Below are 16,770 nucleotides of genomic sequence, written 5' to 3' on the forward strand. Positions count from 1 at the left end.
GAGCCTTATGCTGACTGTCCTTCTATTAGCTGGAGCCGAAAAGCTAATTAACATTGCCATTGCTAGTGATGAGATTACCAAAGCAGGTTTAGCGCCGCTTGCAGGTAAGGTGTTACGTCTTAATATGGGAATGCCTGAAATTCATTTAGACATCTTGTTTACTCAAGAGCGTTTGCGCTTTGAGCCGGTCACGACGGATAGCGTGTTTGAGCCAAGTGGCCAGATGAATGAGCGCCAAAAAGCCAGCATGGAACGCGCACGTTTTGGTCATAGTCGTCCAGACTGTACTATCACTGTAGATAATGCCGCTCAACTGCTTAATCTAATGCGCGGTGCGGAAGGCAACTTGCCAATCGCTGGTGATTACAAGGTGCTAATGCAGCTCAAACAACTGGTTGCAGGGTTTGATCCTGATGTGGCTGGACAGCTTGAACCATTTATCGGTAAACCCATGGCTAGCCAGTTACATCTTCTTATCTCTCAGCTCAAAGGTAGCTGGCGTCATAGTGCCAAACGTGCTTTTGATGACGTTAGTGATTGGGCCAATGAAGTGGCTGGCAATAGCACACCTGACCCTATCGAGGTGGCTGAAGTAAATGATCTTAAACAGCAACTGTTAAAATTACGTGCGGACGTCGAACGAGAAGCAGCCAAACTTGCTGCTATCAAAGAAGAGCAAGCGCAGTTTCTTAATAACTCGTTTCATCAATAGCCGATTGCATCCATCATAAATGAATGCTATTACCGATGGCACTATTTATGATTAAGCGCAGCGCTTACCCCATTTTCGTCTTTGTTTAGAGTACCTAACCTCATGCTATTATCGCACCGCGCTCGTCTACTTGAGCTTTGGCGTATCGCCGCAATGTATCGCCTTGATACCCATTTTTCTATCGAAGAAGCACCGCAGCTGCAACCTTTGGCGCGATTAATTCGCATTCATCCAGCAGCATGGGGCAAAAAGCACCAACCAAATGCGATTAAGTATGCGCTTGAGGACATGGGTACGCTGTTTTTGAAACTTGGCCAGTTACTCTCAACGCGTCGCGACTTGGTACCGCCTGAGATTATCGCTCAGTTGATTCAGTTGCAAGACAAAGTTAAGCCTTTCGACGCTGATATTGCTGTCGCTCAAATTCAACATTCTAAACATGGTCTTGGCCAGTCCATTGAAGCCTTGTTTGCTCGATTCGATATCAAGCCGTTAGCGGCTGCTTCTATCGCTCAAGTTCACACAGCTGCCCTACATGATGGGCGTGAAGTCGTGGTAAAAGTGGTTCGCCCCGATATTCGCACTGTGATTGTTTCTGATTTTGAGCTACTGCGAGAATTGGCAAGTTGGGCATCTGCGCGTATTGAGGCGGCACGTGCCATCCATATCATTGATATTGTCGAAGACTATCGGCAAGTCATGCTCAATGAGCTTGATTTGACACTTGAGGCTGATAATACTACTCAGATGCGTAATAACTTCTTGGGTTCAGCACTGATGTATGTGCCTGAAGTTTACGACGCTGCCAAAAACGTGATGGTCATGGAGCGTATCCAAGGTGTCCCTATCTCACAAGTTGAGATGTTTGATCAGTTAGGTTATGACCGTGCAGCGCTTGCAGAAAAAGGCCTAACGATATTTTTTACCCAAGTCTTCCGTGATAACTTCTTTCATGCTGATATGCATCCAGGCAATGTGTTCGTAGAGACGCCACCTGTGCAAACCTTACATGCAGGTATGGAAGCAGTTGATTTAGGTCATGAGCCACGTTATATCGGGCTTGATTGCGCCATCATGGGCACTTTATCAAAAGACGATCAGCTCATCGTGGCGCGGATGTTACTTGCCGTGATGAACAATAACTTTACCGCTGTGGTTGATATCGTCAGTCGTGCAGGTTGGATACCACCAAATGCTGATAAGCATGCCCTGATGCGTGATATGAAACGTACCGTCGGCCCTATGCTACAAAAATCAATCGATGATATCGACTTTGCTGGCGTACTGATGCAGATTTTGGACATTGCGCGTAGACACCATATGAGTATCCCGCCGCAGCTGATGCTTCTGCTAAAAACCTTGGTCCATGTGGAAGGACTCGGTCGTGATTTATATCCTGACCTGGACATTTGGTCACTTGCCAAACCAATTCTAAGCAGTTGGATTAAAGAGCAGTTAGATCCTATGCGTAATCTACAGCAACTGCGCCAACAACTGCCTGAAATGCTCCTGTCTACCACCGATATTCCTAAACTATTAGATCAAGGGCTACAAAGCCTTGCCTCACAGGGCTCTCGCCAAGACAGTCAACTACGTGAAATACAACAGATTCGCGCTGACATGCTAAATGACCGTCGTCGTGATTGGTTAGCACTCGCAGGGTTTGCTATTTTTATTGCTATCGCTACGCAAGTTATCGGCTGGCTATCACCTATATTTTATATACTGGCTGTCTTGGTAGTTGTTTGGAGAATTTTAGCTTAGAAATCAGATTTATTTTTAACCAATCAGTTCAGAAAATTTTTCACAATTTTAGACTTAAACAAAAAATGCGCCTACTTCTAATCAAATGCGCCTACTTCTAATCAAAAGCAGGCGCATTTTTTATATTGAATACTATAACATCTGGTCGATTGCCATCTGTGTCAGTACGCGGCCACGAGCAGTTCGCAGCACATAACCTTGTTGAATCAGATACGGCTCAATCACATCTTCAAGCGTACCACGGTCTTCAGCCATCGCTGCTGCTACTGCTTCAACACCCGCAGGACCACCGTCAAAGCGCTCATGCAATATTTCGATATAGCGTCTGTCTAGATGATCAAGACCACGTCTATCCACTGCCAGCATATCTAGCGCGCTACCTGCAATCGCGCCATTAATACTACCATCGCCTCTTACCTCGGCATAGTCACGCACGCGGCGTAATAGGCGGTTAGCAATCCTTGGTGTACCACGTGCACGGCGCGCAATCTCTACAGCGCCATCTTCACTCATTGGTACACGCATTAGACGTGCTGCGCGACTAACAATCGTCGTTAGATCAGCGATATTATAAAATTCGAGTCGCTGTACAATCCCAAAACGGTCACGTAGCGGTGACGTCAATAGCCCTGCTCTCGTCGTTGCTGCTACCAAAGTAAACGGCGGCAAATCAAGCTTGATAGAACGCGCAGCAGGCCCTTCACCAATCATAATATCTAATTGGAAATCTTCCATCGCTGGATAAAGTATCTCTTCAATGACCGAGCTTAGACGGTGAATTTCATCAATAAACAGTACGTCACCCGCTTCTAGATTGGTCAGCATGGCTGCCAAATCTCCTGGGCGCTCAAGCACAGGCCCTGAAGTAGAACGCAAATTACCACCCATCTCACGAGCGATAATATTGGCGAGGGTCGTCTTGCCCAGACCCGGTGGACCAAATATAAGTGTGTGATCTAGCGCTTCGTCACGGCCACGAGCAGCACCGATGAACACTTCCATCTGCTCACGTACCACCGGCTGACCAATATACTCAGCCAATAATGCTGGTCGGATATTGGCATCAGGAGCGTCACTTGCACCTTCTAGCGGATTAATTAAGCGATCTTGCGTCATAGAATTTATCATTATATTAAAAAATTAGTTAACAAATAGCATAACCAAACGCTGCGCATAAGTCATGCAAAACCTTATTAAGCGAGCACTAAAACGAAAATAAGCGACATTCAATGTCGCTTATTAATTTAATATACTATGTGGTTGTCATCGATAGACGGCTAATTAATATGAATTAAAAGCCAGATAATTGCTGTAAAGTAGCTTTTAATAAGCCTTGAGTATCAGCAAAAGTATCTCCTTTACTCTTAGCAGCTTTGATCGCTAGCTGAGCTTCTTTTTCTTTGTAGCCCAAGCTAATCAACGCGCCTTCCACTTCAGCGATGATACTACCCTCGTGAGAAATCGTGGTTTCCTGTGGCGTCAATTCAAACGAGCCACTATCAACGTCGATATTCTTTAACTTGTCTTTGAGCTCAATCAATAAACGTTGCGCCGTCTTTTTACCAATACCTGGGATACGAGTCAATGCCGTCTCCGACTCTTGCTCGACATGCATTTTTAGTTCAGCCGCAGACATTGCAGACAACATCGCCAAGGCCATTTTTGCTCCAACACCGTTAATTTTAATTAACTGGCGAAAGACATCGCGCTCTTTTCGATCAATGAAACCATATAGCAGCTGCGCATCTTCGCGAACGTGGAAATGTGTCCAAATGCTAGCTTGCTCATTAAGCTGCAACTGGCAAAATGAAGGCAATGGCAGTTCGATATCATAACCCACACCAGAGGTCGTCATGATACAAGCCGTCGGTGCCATCAAGTACTGCACCTGTCCGGTAATCAATCCAATCATTATTTACGACCTCTTATGTAAGATATTATAAAATCAGCTGCTACTTCATTGCTAACAACTACGTTCTACAACACAACCTTATTGGTAAAAATTCACCATACCTTCAAGACTGGTTGGGCGAATTTTATGTGCTTGACCTGCAGAGCCAAACGCTTCAAAACGATTGGTACAGATATCTGACATGGCTACCATAGACGCTTTAAAGTATTTGCGTGGATCGAATTCACTTGGATTTTTTGCAAGGAATTCGCGGATAGCACCGGTTGATGCCAGACGTAAATCCGTATCGATGTTTACTTTGCGTACGCCATGCTTGATCGCTTCAACGATTTGCTCAACTGGCACGCCATAAGTTTCGCCGATATCACCGCCGTTTTCATTAATAACTTTTAGCCATTCTTGTGGCACTGATGAAGAACCATGCATAACAAGGTGAGTATTAGGAATACGGGCATGAATCTCTTTTACGCGCTCAATAGATAAGATATCGCCTGTCGGTGGACGTGTAAACTTATAAGCACCATGGCTAGTACCGATAGCAATCGCTAACGCATCGACATTGGTATCTTTTACAAACTGTTCAGCTTCATCAGCACTGGTCAAGAGCTGCTCATGATCCAATACGCCTTCAGCGCCAGAGCCATCTTCTTCGCCAGCCATGCCAGTTTCAAGACTACCTAGGCAACCGATTTCGCCCTCTACAGAGACACCGCAAGCGTGTGCCATTTTGACGACTTCGCGAGTGACGCTAGCATTGTAGTCATAATCCATTGGTGTTTTGCCATCTTCACCAAGTGAGCCATCCATCATCACTGATGAGAAACCTAATTGAATGGAGCGTTGGCAGATAGCTGGTGACATACCATGATCTTGATGCATCACAACTGGAATATGTGGCCATTCTTCGATCGCAGCGATAATCAAATGACGCAAAAATGCTGACCCGGCATAGTTACGTGCGCCTGCACTGGCTTGGACAATGACAGGTGAATCACAAGCATCCGCAGCCATCATGATTGCACGCATTTGCTCTAAGTTATTGACGTTAAAGGCAGGAACACCATAGCTGTGTTCAGCGGCATGATCTAGAAGTTGACGTAAGGATATTAGGGCCATAAGACGCTCTCTGATTGGATTTTGAATAGTATTTTAAAAAACAGCTTGATAACAATCATTCCACTGTATATTCGACAAGACTGACAGTATATAGGCTAGTAAAAGTCTGAATGATATTGGATATGATTACCACGCGGTGATTATAGCAAAAATTGTTCTGTCTTCGTAGCGGTTGACCGACTATTTGTCAGTCTATACCGTCTCTTGATATTAGTTTCACTTTTATAAACTGTCACTTTATAAACTATCATTATGACATACAACGCAAAAAGCCTTGGCAATCACCAAGGCTTTTCTAGTATTTTGAGGCTTATAAAGCAATGACCGTTTTTAGAAGTTATTTACCAATGAGTATCTACCAATCGATAGCGTCCCAGTAAATCAGCCATTATAGTGCTTAGTTATCGCGTAGCTTAGTACTGTTGCTCTGCATCAACTGCAACATCATTTGCACCATCAGCAACAGCGTTAGCGCCATCAGCAACAGCTTCAGCAGTATTTTCGACCGCTGTGTTAGTGCTTTCAGCAATAGCATCACCAGTGTTTTCTAGAGCGTCTGTCGCAGCTGCACCAGCAGTGTCAGCGCCTTCGGCAACTTCTGTACCAGCGTCTTGAGCAGCAGCTTCAGCTTCAGCAGCAGCAGCGTCTGTTTCAGCGGCAGCAGCATCAACATTTGCAGCAGCATCATCGCCAGCAGACTCAACAGCAGCTTCAGTGTTTTCTTCTGTTTGTTGGCTACATGCAGTGATTGCAAAGGTACCAGCAAGTACGCTAGCAAGTAATAAATGACGTTTTAACATAATAAACCTCTCGTAAATAATGCATGTCAAAATACATGGTCGCGCTATTTTATAGAGTGCGAATCAGACATGCAATAATAATTTTCAGTATATAAATAAATAATTACTGCTTAATAATAATCGATGGCTATTTCGCTTACTTATGTCAATAAAAACAAGCAAATCAACAGCCAAAATATTATTTTTACAGACTACCTTAGTTATTTAAAGTTAGTTGTACGTCTAATGTTACTAAGCTACAGAGTATCGTTAACTAGTTAGGCATCTATTTGCAGCGCAGCGACTGCCGGAAGTACTTTGCCTTCTACAAATTCCAAAAACGCCCCACCACCCGTTGACATATAGCTCACACCATCAGCAACTTGATATTTATCAATAGCTGCTAACGTATCACCGCCGCCCGCGATAGAAAAACCATCGCTGTCTCTTACAGCAGTAGCTAATATCTGTGTGCCTTGCCCGAAAGCATCGACTTCGAAGACACCAACTGGACCATTCCACAAGATGGTTTTTGCATTGATAATAGCATCGGCAAGCTGTTGTGCGCTTTCTGGTGCGATGTCCAATATCATGTCCTTGTCACCAATCGCATCAACTGATTTGATCGTTGCAGTGGCTTTTTGCAATGAGCCAGTAAAGTCAGCGAAATCGATGTCATCTTTATCAGCGACTACGACGTATTCAGGCAGTAAAATTTCAGTCTTGGTCATAATGTCACGCGCAGTATCTAGCAAGTCTGCTTCGTACAATGAGGCACCCATACCGTGACCTTGTGCTGCCAAGAAAGTATTGGCAATACCACCACCAACGATAATTTGCGTGCAAACTTCAGCCAAACTATGCAAAACTTCCAACTTCGTCGATACTTTTGACCCACCAACGATGGCAAGCATTGGTTGTGCTGGCGTTTCAAGCGCTAGGCTCAAAGCATCAAGCTCAGCGGCTAACAATGGCCCTGCACACACAGTTTTGTCTGCTTGACGCATCGCTTGCGTAACGCCTTCTGTTGATGCTTGTGCACGATGCGCTGTACCAAAAGCGTCCATTACAAACACATCGCACAAATCAGCATACTTTTTTGCTAGCGCGGCATCGTTTTTCTTTTCACCGTCATTGAAGCGTACGTTTTCTAATAGAACCACTTCGCCAGATTTTACATTGGCACCTTGGGTGAGGTAATCAGTATTAAGACGTACAGGTGTCGATAGTTGCGAGCTTAATTTGTCCGTCAAATAGTCAGCAACTGGTGCCAATGAGTATACAGCTTCAGGATTGCCTTCTGTTGGGCGGCCTAAATGTGAGCAAACAATTACCGCGGCGCCTTTTTCGAGCGCCATCTTGATGGTAGGAAGACTGGCTTGCAAGCGCGCATCGCTCGTGACCTTACCATCTTTAATAGGCACATTTAAATCTTCTCGGATCAACACCACTTTATCCGTTAAGTTCAACTCACTCATACGCAAAAAATTCATCACCTGCTCCTATGCATCAATATATCTGTTAATTTGCGATTACTGTCGTTACTGATATGACTATTATAATCAGCTCTATATAAATCAGACCCAGTGTTAAGCTCGATCAATCTACTATTTAGTAGCATTCTTACTCGCCTGCTTTATAACTACGCTATCTTATATCTAAGCTATATAGTCACTATCCGCTTTATTGCTTTTTAATGTTTTTTAACGCTTGGCTCTTATACTTATCAGACCACTCTAATGAGTCGATGAAGTAAGCAGAATTCAGCGGCGGTGTATTCTACCAGTTTTCTACCACAGTCTCACAAGCAACCTGTCACAAATTTCAGCACGTTTAAAATATTCAGTCTATATTCCCAGAGCATTATTTGATTGCAGCAATTACAGCTGCTCGCTTTCAGCATAGTCAATAAACCGTAACATTTCGTGGTGGTACTCAGCAGTCAAGGTCTTTATGATAGAAACATTGACAATAAAAATAATCTATTAGGAGAAAATAATGAGCATCAATTTAGACACTTCCAAGCAAAATCTATTAGAACTAAAAGATGAGTATGAGTCTCGCATTAATAAAATTGAAGATCACATTCAAAACCCGCAAGATGATCTTAATGAGCACTGGGAAGATCAGGCCATATCCTACCGTCAAAACGACATGCGCAAAAACTTAATGGCCGAGGCGCGCCAAAGTCTAATCTATGTAGAAAATGCTTTAAGTCGTATCGAGAACGGTACTTATGGCGAGTGCGAAGTCTGCGGCGAGCAGATCGAAGAGCAACGCTTAGAAGCGCTACCCTATGCCACCTTATGTATGGAACACGCTGAGTAGCGCTGTCATATTAATATTCTATTGTAAAATTACTACTACTCTAAAACCTCTTTAAGAAGCATACTTCAAGTAGGTGTTTTCCATTCGGAAAATGCCTGCTGCCATTCATAGCAACGCTTAGCAACCCTCTCTACTGGCAAGTCCATAATATCCCCAACTACTGCCACAAGCGCAATGGGCAAATCTACTAAAGCTGATACATTTTCTGCGGTTAGCCCACCTATTACGCAGATTGGTATGCCTTGCTGACAGCCTTCAATGAGCTGCTGACGCGAGATAATATCAGCATGTGGTTTGGTATTAGAGGTAAACACTGCGCCCATCGCAGCATAGCTTGCACCATCACCTTTCGCCTCTTTTACCAGCTCAACATTACCATGGCAAGTACGACCAATTATTTGAGTCGGTTCAAGAGACTGCAAGGCATCACCAACTTTGCCGTCTGTTTGCCCAAGATGTACACCAACACCAAGCCTTTCAGCTAACTTCACATCATCATTGATAACAACTGGCACGTTATGTACTTTAGCTAATTCAACAATTTTCCGTGCTTCTTCAAAAAGGTTCAAAGCCCCATCAGGCAGACTAAGAACTCGCTTACGCCGAACCTGTAATAGTGCGATCAACCCTGTCGATAAGGCGGCATCTAATTTTTGATATAATAATTCAAACTCATCATCATTGGTCAACAAATACAGCTTGGGTATAGCAGAAAAGGTTAATGACTGGTTCATAGGGCATATCCTTAATCTTAAACTCAACACAATAAAAAGGCCGTTATATGATATAACAGCCTTTTTTATATATTTAAAACAGCGTGTCTATACTGTACGACGTGTCGCCAAGCTGTTTAGAATGTTTTTAGCATCACCCCAACGTGTTGCTGAGCTGTTTGCCCCTAGAATAACAATAATTGCAGGGCGATTATTGACTCGCGTTTCCATCACAACGCAACGCCCAGCTTCATTGATAAAACCTGTTTTTGAGATACCGATTGGGTAATCACCTGCACGAACCAAGCTACTAGTGTTATTGGCTTTATAAGTGCGGTTACCACTTGAGTAGTTTGAAACAAAGAAGTCATAGCTCTTGGTGGTAGAGAAGCGACGAATCACATCGTAGTTGCCAGCAGCACGAACCATTTTTACCAAATCATTCGATGAAGCGACGTTACGCTTATCAAGACCCGTTGGGTCACCGAAAAATGCAGTTGTCATACCTAGATCTTGTGCTTTTCTATTCATCGCACGGATAAAAGCATTGTAGCCGCCCGGATAGTTACGTGCCAAGCTCTTTGCAGCTGGGTTTTCAGACTTCATCAAAGCCATCAATAGTATTTCGGCACGGTTCATACGATCGCCTGACTTTAAGCGTGAACTGGCGCGCTTAGGACCGACAAAATCTTCTGGGTCAAGCGTGATTTCTTCACGCATATCGAGACCTGCATCTAGCACAACCATGGCTGTCATTATTTTGGTAATGCTGGCCATAGGGCGCGCGATGTCAGCGTCTTTTTCGTAGATAGATTCGCCCGTTTCAGCATCAATCACAGCAACACTGCGTGAGTCAGTACTGATTGGGATCATGTCACTGCTACCAAATGCGCCGCGATAAGTTGTGTTATAACGCGCACTATTGGTATTGTTGCTGCTAGCAAAACTGTTGCTATTAGTGATATTGGTCGTACCATAGCCGTTATCGACTTTTTTGATAGCAGAGCCATTAGACTTGTACATGATGTTACGCGCTTCAGACAAGCTATCAGCACCGCCCCAACTCAAGCGTGCACTAGAAGCTGTCTCAGTGCTACCATTAATTGTTAGTGCGGCTTGTGCAACACTGCCCAAACTCAATGAAATCATAGCAGCGATCAATTGCTGTTTGGTTAATGGTAGTTGCTTCATTATGCCTCCTGCTGTCGCTATTACGCCAGTTACATACTGCCTGACGCCAAGAACGTACGTAGCGTTTATAGATGTGTTTGTAAGTACTCACATAGAGCTTTTGTATTTTTAGTGTATCATGGTTTACATTTAAGTTTAATCTATCAAACTGATTTAACGGTTTTTTTTAGCTTCATATAAACTTTGATACAGCTTATTTATATTTTAGAAACACTGATTAACAATACAGAAATATAACTTAACTTAGAATGTTATGATCACTTTTACTTTATTATATTAAATGAAGCTATCCACATAGTGTATTAGCCAGATCCTGTGTGTTCAGAATTAAAAAATGGCTTACGTTAATTTTGTTTTTTCTGTTATTTAATCCTCACAAAAACATTCATTCTGACAAACGATAAAGAGTATGGTTATGATTAAAGTTTTGGTGGTCGATGATCATGATTTAGTACGGATGGGTATTAGCCGTATGTTGTCAGACAGCCCCGATATCCAAGTAGTAGGCGAAGCGGATAGCGGTGATATGGCAATTAAGCAGGCCAAGCAGTTACGTCCTGATGTAGTGTTGCTAGATGTCAACATGCCTAATATTGGCGGGCTTGAAGCAACCAAACGCTTGATTCAACTTGATATGGGCATCAAAATTTTGGCTGTTAGCAGCATGTCCGCCCAGCCCTATCCTTCTATGTTAATCAAAGCAGGCGTCAACGGCTATATTACTAAAGGCACACCACTTGACGAGATGATACGAGCGGTCAAAAAAATCTATCAGGGAGGTCGATACTTTAGTCAGGACGTCGCTGAGCAGTTAGCAGAGGTTTTGTTATCTGATAACGCCAGCTCACCTTTTGACTTATTAAGTGATAGAGAAAAGCAAGTGGCCATGATGGTGGTCAATTGTCAAAGCCCTCAACAAATCGCTGATCAATTGTTTGTTAGTGTTAAAACCATTAACACCTATCGCTATCGTATTTATGAAAAAGTCGGAGTTGATAGTGATGTGAAATTGACTCATTTGGCCATTCGTCATGGTCTGATTCAACCATAAATTAATCAGATTCTACTGTATTATGGCCAGTTTATGAAAACTACTACTAATATCACCTCTGCCGTTAATCGTTACGTGCATCACGATGACACGCTCCCTTTGCCACAGTTGCGTAGGTTAGGCATTATCTATAATAGCTATCGTTTCGTCGTTAGCCTATTTTCTATGCTCATGTTATATATTGCTGCCCGTGCTGACGGCAGAGAATCTTTACCCAGCTTTTTACAACAAACAACTCTAAGCTTTTATGTGCTTATCAGCCTGATACTGCTTGGACTATTTTATGTCGTCAGAAAAAATATGCGGCGGCAGCTGGCATTTGGACTCATATTAGACGTTATTATATTAAGTCTGCTGCTTTACACTGCAGGAGAGCCTGACTTACAGCTGACTATGCTATACATGGTAGTTGTCGCAGCCAGCTTTATGCTGCTACATGGCTCACAGGCATTACTTATTACTTTACTTGCTATTATATTTGTTATTTATCAACAGTTTTTCTACGCTATTGCTAACAGTATGAGCTTGACTAATTTAGGTGATGCGGTACTGATGTCGGCAAGTTTTTTAGCAGTGGGCGGTCTAAGTTGGTCTATTTCTCAACGATTGGTACAGCTTGAAAAGGTCGCGGCAAACCATGCTAAGGAAGTTGAGCGACTCAATGTGATTAATCAAGAGGTTATCACACAGATGGTTAATGGTGTCATTGTTATCGATAAGGAGCATATCGTCTTAGCAAACCTTGCTGCACATCAGTTGCTTAGTGTGTCACCTATGTCACCTGCTACGACGCACGACTCCCTGAGCGATACTAAAAAAGCTCAAAATAAAGCGCTTCTCTCTAATTTTGAGCAGCAACTTATCAAACAGCATGCACAGCTATTTAATGCCTGCTTATCTGTAGCATCGGGGCAGTCACGCGCTTTCACCTATGATGTACCAGCTGTGGCAAATGCCTCAATATTTGGCAAATTACGCGTACAGATTACGCCATTAAAAGATGATAGCAGGCTTGTTATATTAGAAGACTTACGCCGTGAACAAGCCAGTGCTCAACAACTAAAACTGGCTTCTTTAGGACAACTAACTGCTAGCATCGCCCATGAAATCAGAAACCCTTTAGCAGCGATATCACAAGCCAGCCAGCTATTAATGGAAGATATGCTAGAACAAAAGGAAGATGACAGTACATTAATAAATGAATCAAATCCGGCCTTGAAGGGCAACCATGAGCTTTATGGAATGATATTTTCACAGACAAAACGTGTAAATCGTATCATCGAGGATATTCTAAAACTGTCTCGCCAACAAACAGCCACTCAACAGGTACTCGAATTGGCTGAATGGATGCCATCCTTTTTGGAGAATTACTTTCAAGGACACGACATTTTTCTACGAGTAAAAACCAAACCCATTATATCATTTGATACTCATCAGTTAGAGCAGATATTGATCAATTTAATCAACAATGGCCTGCGCTATAGTAGCTATGCTCATCCTCATGCTTATGTAGAAATCGATATTTACTGCGCAGACAACGATGTTATAATCGATATATTAGATAATGGTAATGGCGTTAGTGCTGATAATTTACAACTTTTGTTCGATCCATTTTTTACAACCGATAAAGCTGGTACAGGATTGGGGCTGTATTTATCACAAGCATTTTGTGAAGCCAATCAAGCACGTCTACTCTATATTCCTGAACATGAGAAAACATGCTTTCGATTAATTGTACCTTCTATTAAATCTGAAAATAAATTTCAAACCATTGAAGAAAGTCTTTCCTAAATTTTCCCTTTGGGAACAATAGTGTTCTCCATTAATTTTTGCAAAAAAAGATATTGAAAGCGATATAGATAGCATAAGAGCACATTGAATTTTAACTTTGTATAAAGCTATACGCCTATTTAGACTCAGCTATTAACTTGATAGCCATTGAATACGATGAGATGATGTATGACAACAACCGCGCTAGTGGTCGATGATGAAGTAGATTTATGTCGATTGATGCAAATTACCTTGACTAAAATGGGTATCAAAAGTGATGTGGCTTATACATTGTCGCAAGCAAGATCGTTTTGGCAAGATAATGATTACAGTTTTTGTCTGACGGATTTAAAGCTACCAGATGGTTCAGGATTAGAGTTAGTGAAAGAAATTAGCAATAGCTCTAATATTCCAATAGCGGTGATTACTGCTCATGGCAGCATGGATTTAGCTATTGAGGCATTAAAACTCGGTGCCTTCGATTTTGTCAATAAGCCGCTGGAACTACCACGTTTGCGCCAACTGGTAGAAAATGCCTTAAAAGTTATTCATCAAGATAACGAAGTACAGACCGCACCGGAATGCTCTCCTGAACAAAAAATGCTAGATAGTAGATTGATTGGTAATTCTGCTGTCATGCATCCCCTCAAAAACACTATTTTAAAGCTAGCACGCTCACAGGCACCTGTGTTTTTATCGGGCGCTTCTGGCACAGGTAAAGAAGTGGTTGCCAGATTGATCCATGATTTAAGTCCACGGCGTGATGGCAGCTTTGTACCAGTGAACTGTGGTGCGATACCATCGGAGTTAATGGAGTCAGAGTTTTTTGGTCATAAAAAAGGCAGCTTTACAGGGGCTGTCGCTGATAAACAAGGGTTATTCCAGCAAGCCAATGGCGGCACGTTATTTTTAGATGAAGTAGCAGATTTACCTTTAGCCATGCAGGTTAAATTGTTACGTGCCATTCAAGAAAAAACAGTAAGGGCAATTGGTGATACGAAAGAGGCTCCAGTAGACATTCGCATTTTGTCTGCCACTCACAAAGACCTGAGCCAGTTGGTACAAGATGGTGCATTTCGACAAGATTTATATTATCGCGTCAATGTCATTGAGCTAAAGCTTCCAACGCTTAATGCACGTCGTGATGACATTCCTGTATTAGCAGACCACTTTTTGACTATGATTGCTGATGATTGGCAATTAGAGTCGCCGCCATCATTAACGATGGAAGCGTGCGAACGCCTACAACGCCATGATTTTGCAGGTAATGTCCGTGAACTACGTAACTTACTGGAGCGTGCAGTTACGTTAGCTGAAACTTCACACATTGACGTTAGTCATTTAGGTCTTCCTGACATTGAACCTGAGCTTGTAAATACACAAGAGCAGAATAATAGCTCAGCTATCGATACCTCTGAACTACCTGCCCATAACGTAGAAAATCAAATAGACGTTCAATCTACAGCCCAATCAACAAAGCAGGGTGAGCAAAGGGCGACCAATTTACATCCTTATCGTACTAACACCAACCACTACCCCTCAATGGTACAGCATTCGTCAGCTAGTAATGACAGTTCGTCAACCAACGTAGCAAGTACTCATGACAAAGAGTCGCTCCTTGACTCCAACATCCAACAAGAAACCGCTCAAGAAGCTTCTAAAGACATATCAGGTTTACAAGAATTGTTCAATGGTCAACTACCGCCTCAAGGGTTAGAGCATTATTTGCAGGAACAAGAAAAGCAGTTAATTATCACGGCACTCAAACAAACTGGCTGGAACAAAACCCAAGCAGCTGAATTATTAGGAACCACCTTTCGTTCTTTACGCTACCGTATGAAAAAGCTCGAAATTTCTGAAGATGCGTCTGATTAGCTTCTGTTAAGCGGCATCTTCAAATATTTTTAAGCGTTGAATGGTATGTACTGTTAATTGAATGCTACAAAATTCTATTCTTTCGTAGCATTTTTTCTGACAAAGCGAATACCCGAATCAAGCGCGCGCGCCTTTACTAACTCTAATGCTTGCTGCTCCCACGTGTTCTCGCTGCCTGATAAAGTCACATCAGGTTCTACGCCGATCTCGTCTATTTGTTTGCCTGTTGCCGTCATATAATTAGCCACAGTCAATTTAACAGCCTGCTCATCATTTAACGGTATAACCGATTGTACTGAACCCTTACCATAGCTAACTTCACCGATAATAGTAGCGCGTTTTTGTGCTTGTAAACTACTGGCAAGCACCTCTGCCGCTGATGCTGAATAGCGGTTTTGTAATACCACTAAAGGCAAAGGTTTAAGTATCGCGTCACCTTGGGTCGATAGTACCCGTGATTTATTTTGACGTGCTTGCACCTGCACTACATCGGTATCATCCATAAATAAACTGGCCACGCTCACTGCTGATGTCAGTACGCCACCTGGATTATCACGCATATCTAGTAAAATGCCTGATATAGGAGCGTTTAGGTTAATTAACCCTTCTAGTAATTTCTCACGGCTGTTGTTTTGAAACGCCGGTAATTTAACAATAGCAATGCCATCAACCAGTTTGGTCTCGACAATCTGCGGATGACTATTATTACGCTGCAACGTCGTTGTGTGCTTACGGCGGCCAGCTTTAGAAGTGATGATATCTACCTGCGTACCAGCAATACCCGTCAAAAGCTGCTCAACATCATTAACCTGTCGCCCTTCGTCTAGCTTAAACTCATCAATTTGATGCAAATAATCACCAACTGCGATGCCTTTTTTGTCTGCAGGTGAATCATCGATAACCTCTGTCACAACCCAATATCCCGCCTCTGGCTGGTAATTAACCTTAATACCAATATCACCAACGTCACCTTCAGTAAAAGCACGCAGGTTTTCATAAGCTTCTGCGTCCAAAAACTCAGCATGGCTGTCAAGTTTGGTCAGCATGCCACTCATCGCATTGCTAAATAACTCTTCGTCATTGACCGCATCGACGTATTGACGACGTACTAAATCCACTACAGCCACAAATGTCTTTAGCGTCTCAGGAGAGATAGCATTTAGTGATACTTGTGCGACCTCTGCTGGAATCTCCGTATCAATATTATCGGCATCATCTGTTAGGGCGCTTTCATCTGGCACACTATCTATCGAGTCATCTGGCTCGTCGGCGACATCTAACATATCAGCAATGTTCGATAAATTATCAGTGTCGTTTTCATCCGCTATTTCATCTGAATTTAAACTGATGAGCTGTAGACCATTCGTAGGATTATCATTATTTGTAGAAGCTGCTACTGCTGCTTGTGCATTAACGCTAATCGCACAACCAAGCACACCGATTAAAATTATGGGCTGTAAGACTATAGACGCGACTGATACCTTCCCTACTGATTTACTTAACCCTTTGGATAAAAAAGAACGTGCAAAAGAAATAGGCTGCATAAAAGAACTCATTTG

14 protein-coding genes are annotated in these 16,770 nt (G+C 42.7%); 6 read left to right on the forward strand and 8 right to left on the reverse strand.

From position 1 onward, the window contains the following. Nucleotides 1-7: 7 nt before the first annotated feature. Nucleotides 8-712, forward strand: coding sequence for a ubiquinone biosynthesis accessory factor UbiJ (locus tag DXK30_RS02805; protein ID WP_114700361.1), 705 nt, complete (start codon nucleotides 8-10; stop codon nucleotides 710-712). 102 nt (nucleotides 713-814) lie between these two features. Then, the gene (locus tag DXK30_RS02810) at nucleotides 815-2,476 is read left to right on the forward strand and encodes an ABC1 kinase family protein (RefSeq protein ID WP_114700362.1); all 1,662 of its coding nucleotides are present in this window, start codon (nucleotides 815-817) and stop codon (nucleotides 2,474-2,476) included. Nucleotides 2,477-2,608: 132 nt separating this feature from the next. Here DXK30_RS02810 and ruvB read toward each other — a convergent pair whose 3' ends face one another. The 5 genes from ruvB to DXK30_RS02835 form a co-directional block, all read right to left on the reverse strand. Continuing rightward, on the reverse strand, nucleotides 2,609-3,592 hold the full coding sequence (gene ruvB, locus DXK30_RS02815; RefSeq protein ID WP_057760949.1) for a Holliday junction branch migration DNA helicase RuvB: 984 nt from the start codon (nucleotides 3,590-3,592) through the stop codon (nucleotides 2,609-2,611). Between the two features lie 175 nt (nucleotides 3,593-3,767). After that, nucleotides 3,768-4,388, reverse strand: coding sequence for a Holliday junction branch migration protein RuvA (ruvA, locus tag DXK30_RS02820; protein ID WP_114700363.1), 621 nt, complete (start codon nucleotides 4,386-4,388; stop codon nucleotides 3,768-3,770). Between the two features lie 78 nt (nucleotides 4,389-4,466). Next, nucleotides 4,467-5,504: a class II fructose-bisphosphate aldolase gene (gene fba, locus DXK30_RS02825; protein WP_057760953.1), complete on the reverse strand. Its 1,038-nt coding sequence runs from the start codon at nucleotides 5,502-5,504 to the stop codon at nucleotides 4,467-4,469. 413 nt (nucleotides 5,505-5,917) lie between these two features. Beyond that, nucleotides 5,918-6,304: a hypothetical protein gene (locus tag DXK30_RS02830; RefSeq protein WP_114700364.1), complete on the reverse strand. Its 387-nt coding sequence runs from the start codon at nucleotides 6,302-6,304 to the stop codon at nucleotides 5,918-5,920. Nucleotides 6,305-6,561: 257 nt separating this feature from the next. Beyond that, complete coding sequence (locus DXK30_RS02835) at nucleotides 6,562-7,776, reverse strand: phosphoglycerate kinase (RefSeq protein WP_114700365.1); 1,215 nt, start codon at nucleotides 7,774-7,776, stop codon at nucleotides 6,562-6,564. 505 nt (nucleotides 7,777-8,281) lie between these two features. On the opposite strand from DXK30_RS02835, the gene DXK30_RS02840 reads away from it, so the two are divergent. Next, the gene (locus DXK30_RS02840) at nucleotides 8,282-8,611 is read left to right on the forward strand and encodes a TraR/DksA family transcriptional regulator (RefSeq protein ID WP_114700366.1); all 330 of its coding nucleotides are present in this window, start codon (nucleotides 8,282-8,284) and stop codon (nucleotides 8,609-8,611) included. A 65-nt stretch (nucleotides 8,612-8,676) separates the two neighbouring features. On the opposite strand, the gene DXK30_RS02845 is transcribed toward DXK30_RS02840, so the two are convergent. Next, entirely contained in the window at nucleotides 8,677-9,345 is a 669-nt protein-coding gene (locus DXK30_RS02845; RefSeq protein WP_114700367.1) for a thiamine phosphate synthase, read from the reverse strand. An 87-nt stretch (nucleotides 9,346-9,432) separates the two neighbouring features. After that, nucleotides 9,433-10,515, reverse strand: coding sequence for a serine hydrolase (locus DXK30_RS02850; protein WP_114700368.1), 1,083 nt, complete (start codon nucleotides 10,513-10,515; stop codon nucleotides 9,433-9,435). 415 nt (nucleotides 10,516-10,930) lie between these two features. Between DXK30_RS02850 and DXK30_RS02855 the strand changes: the two genes are divergently transcribed. The 3 genes from DXK30_RS02855 to DXK30_RS02865 all read left to right on the forward strand — a co-directional run bounded on the left by DXK30_RS02855 (nucleotide 10,931) and on the right by DXK30_RS02865 (nucleotide 15,211). Continuing rightward, entirely contained in the window at nucleotides 10,931-11,566 is a 636-nt protein-coding gene (locus DXK30_RS02855; protein WP_114700677.1) for a response regulator, read from the forward strand. A 33-nt stretch (nucleotides 11,567-11,599) separates the two neighbouring features. After that, nucleotides 11,600-13,357, forward strand: coding sequence for a sensor histidine kinase (locus DXK30_RS02860; RefSeq protein ID WP_114700369.1), 1,758 nt, complete (start codon nucleotides 11,600-11,602; stop codon nucleotides 13,355-13,357). Between the two features lie 168 nt (nucleotides 13,358-13,525). Further along, a complete protein-coding gene (locus DXK30_RS02865; RefSeq protein ID WP_114700370.1) occupies nucleotides 13,526-15,211 on the forward strand; it encodes a sigma-54-dependent transcriptional regulator in 1,686 nt (561 codons plus the stop codon). Between the two features lie 74 nt (nucleotides 15,212-15,285). Here DXK30_RS02865 and DXK30_RS02870 read toward each other — a convergent pair whose 3' ends face one another. Next, complete coding sequence (locus DXK30_RS02870) at nucleotides 15,286-16,755, reverse strand: S41 family peptidase (RefSeq protein WP_114700371.1); 1,470 nt, start codon at nucleotides 16,753-16,755, stop codon at nucleotides 15,286-15,288. Nucleotides 16,756-16,770: the final 15 nt, after the last annotated feature.

Origin of the sequence: Psychrobacter proteolyticus (assembly GCF_003350005.1) — a bacterium.
GTDB lineage: Bacteria > Pseudomonadota > Gammaproteobacteria > Pseudomonadales > Moraxellaceae > Psychrobacter > Psychrobacter proteolyticus.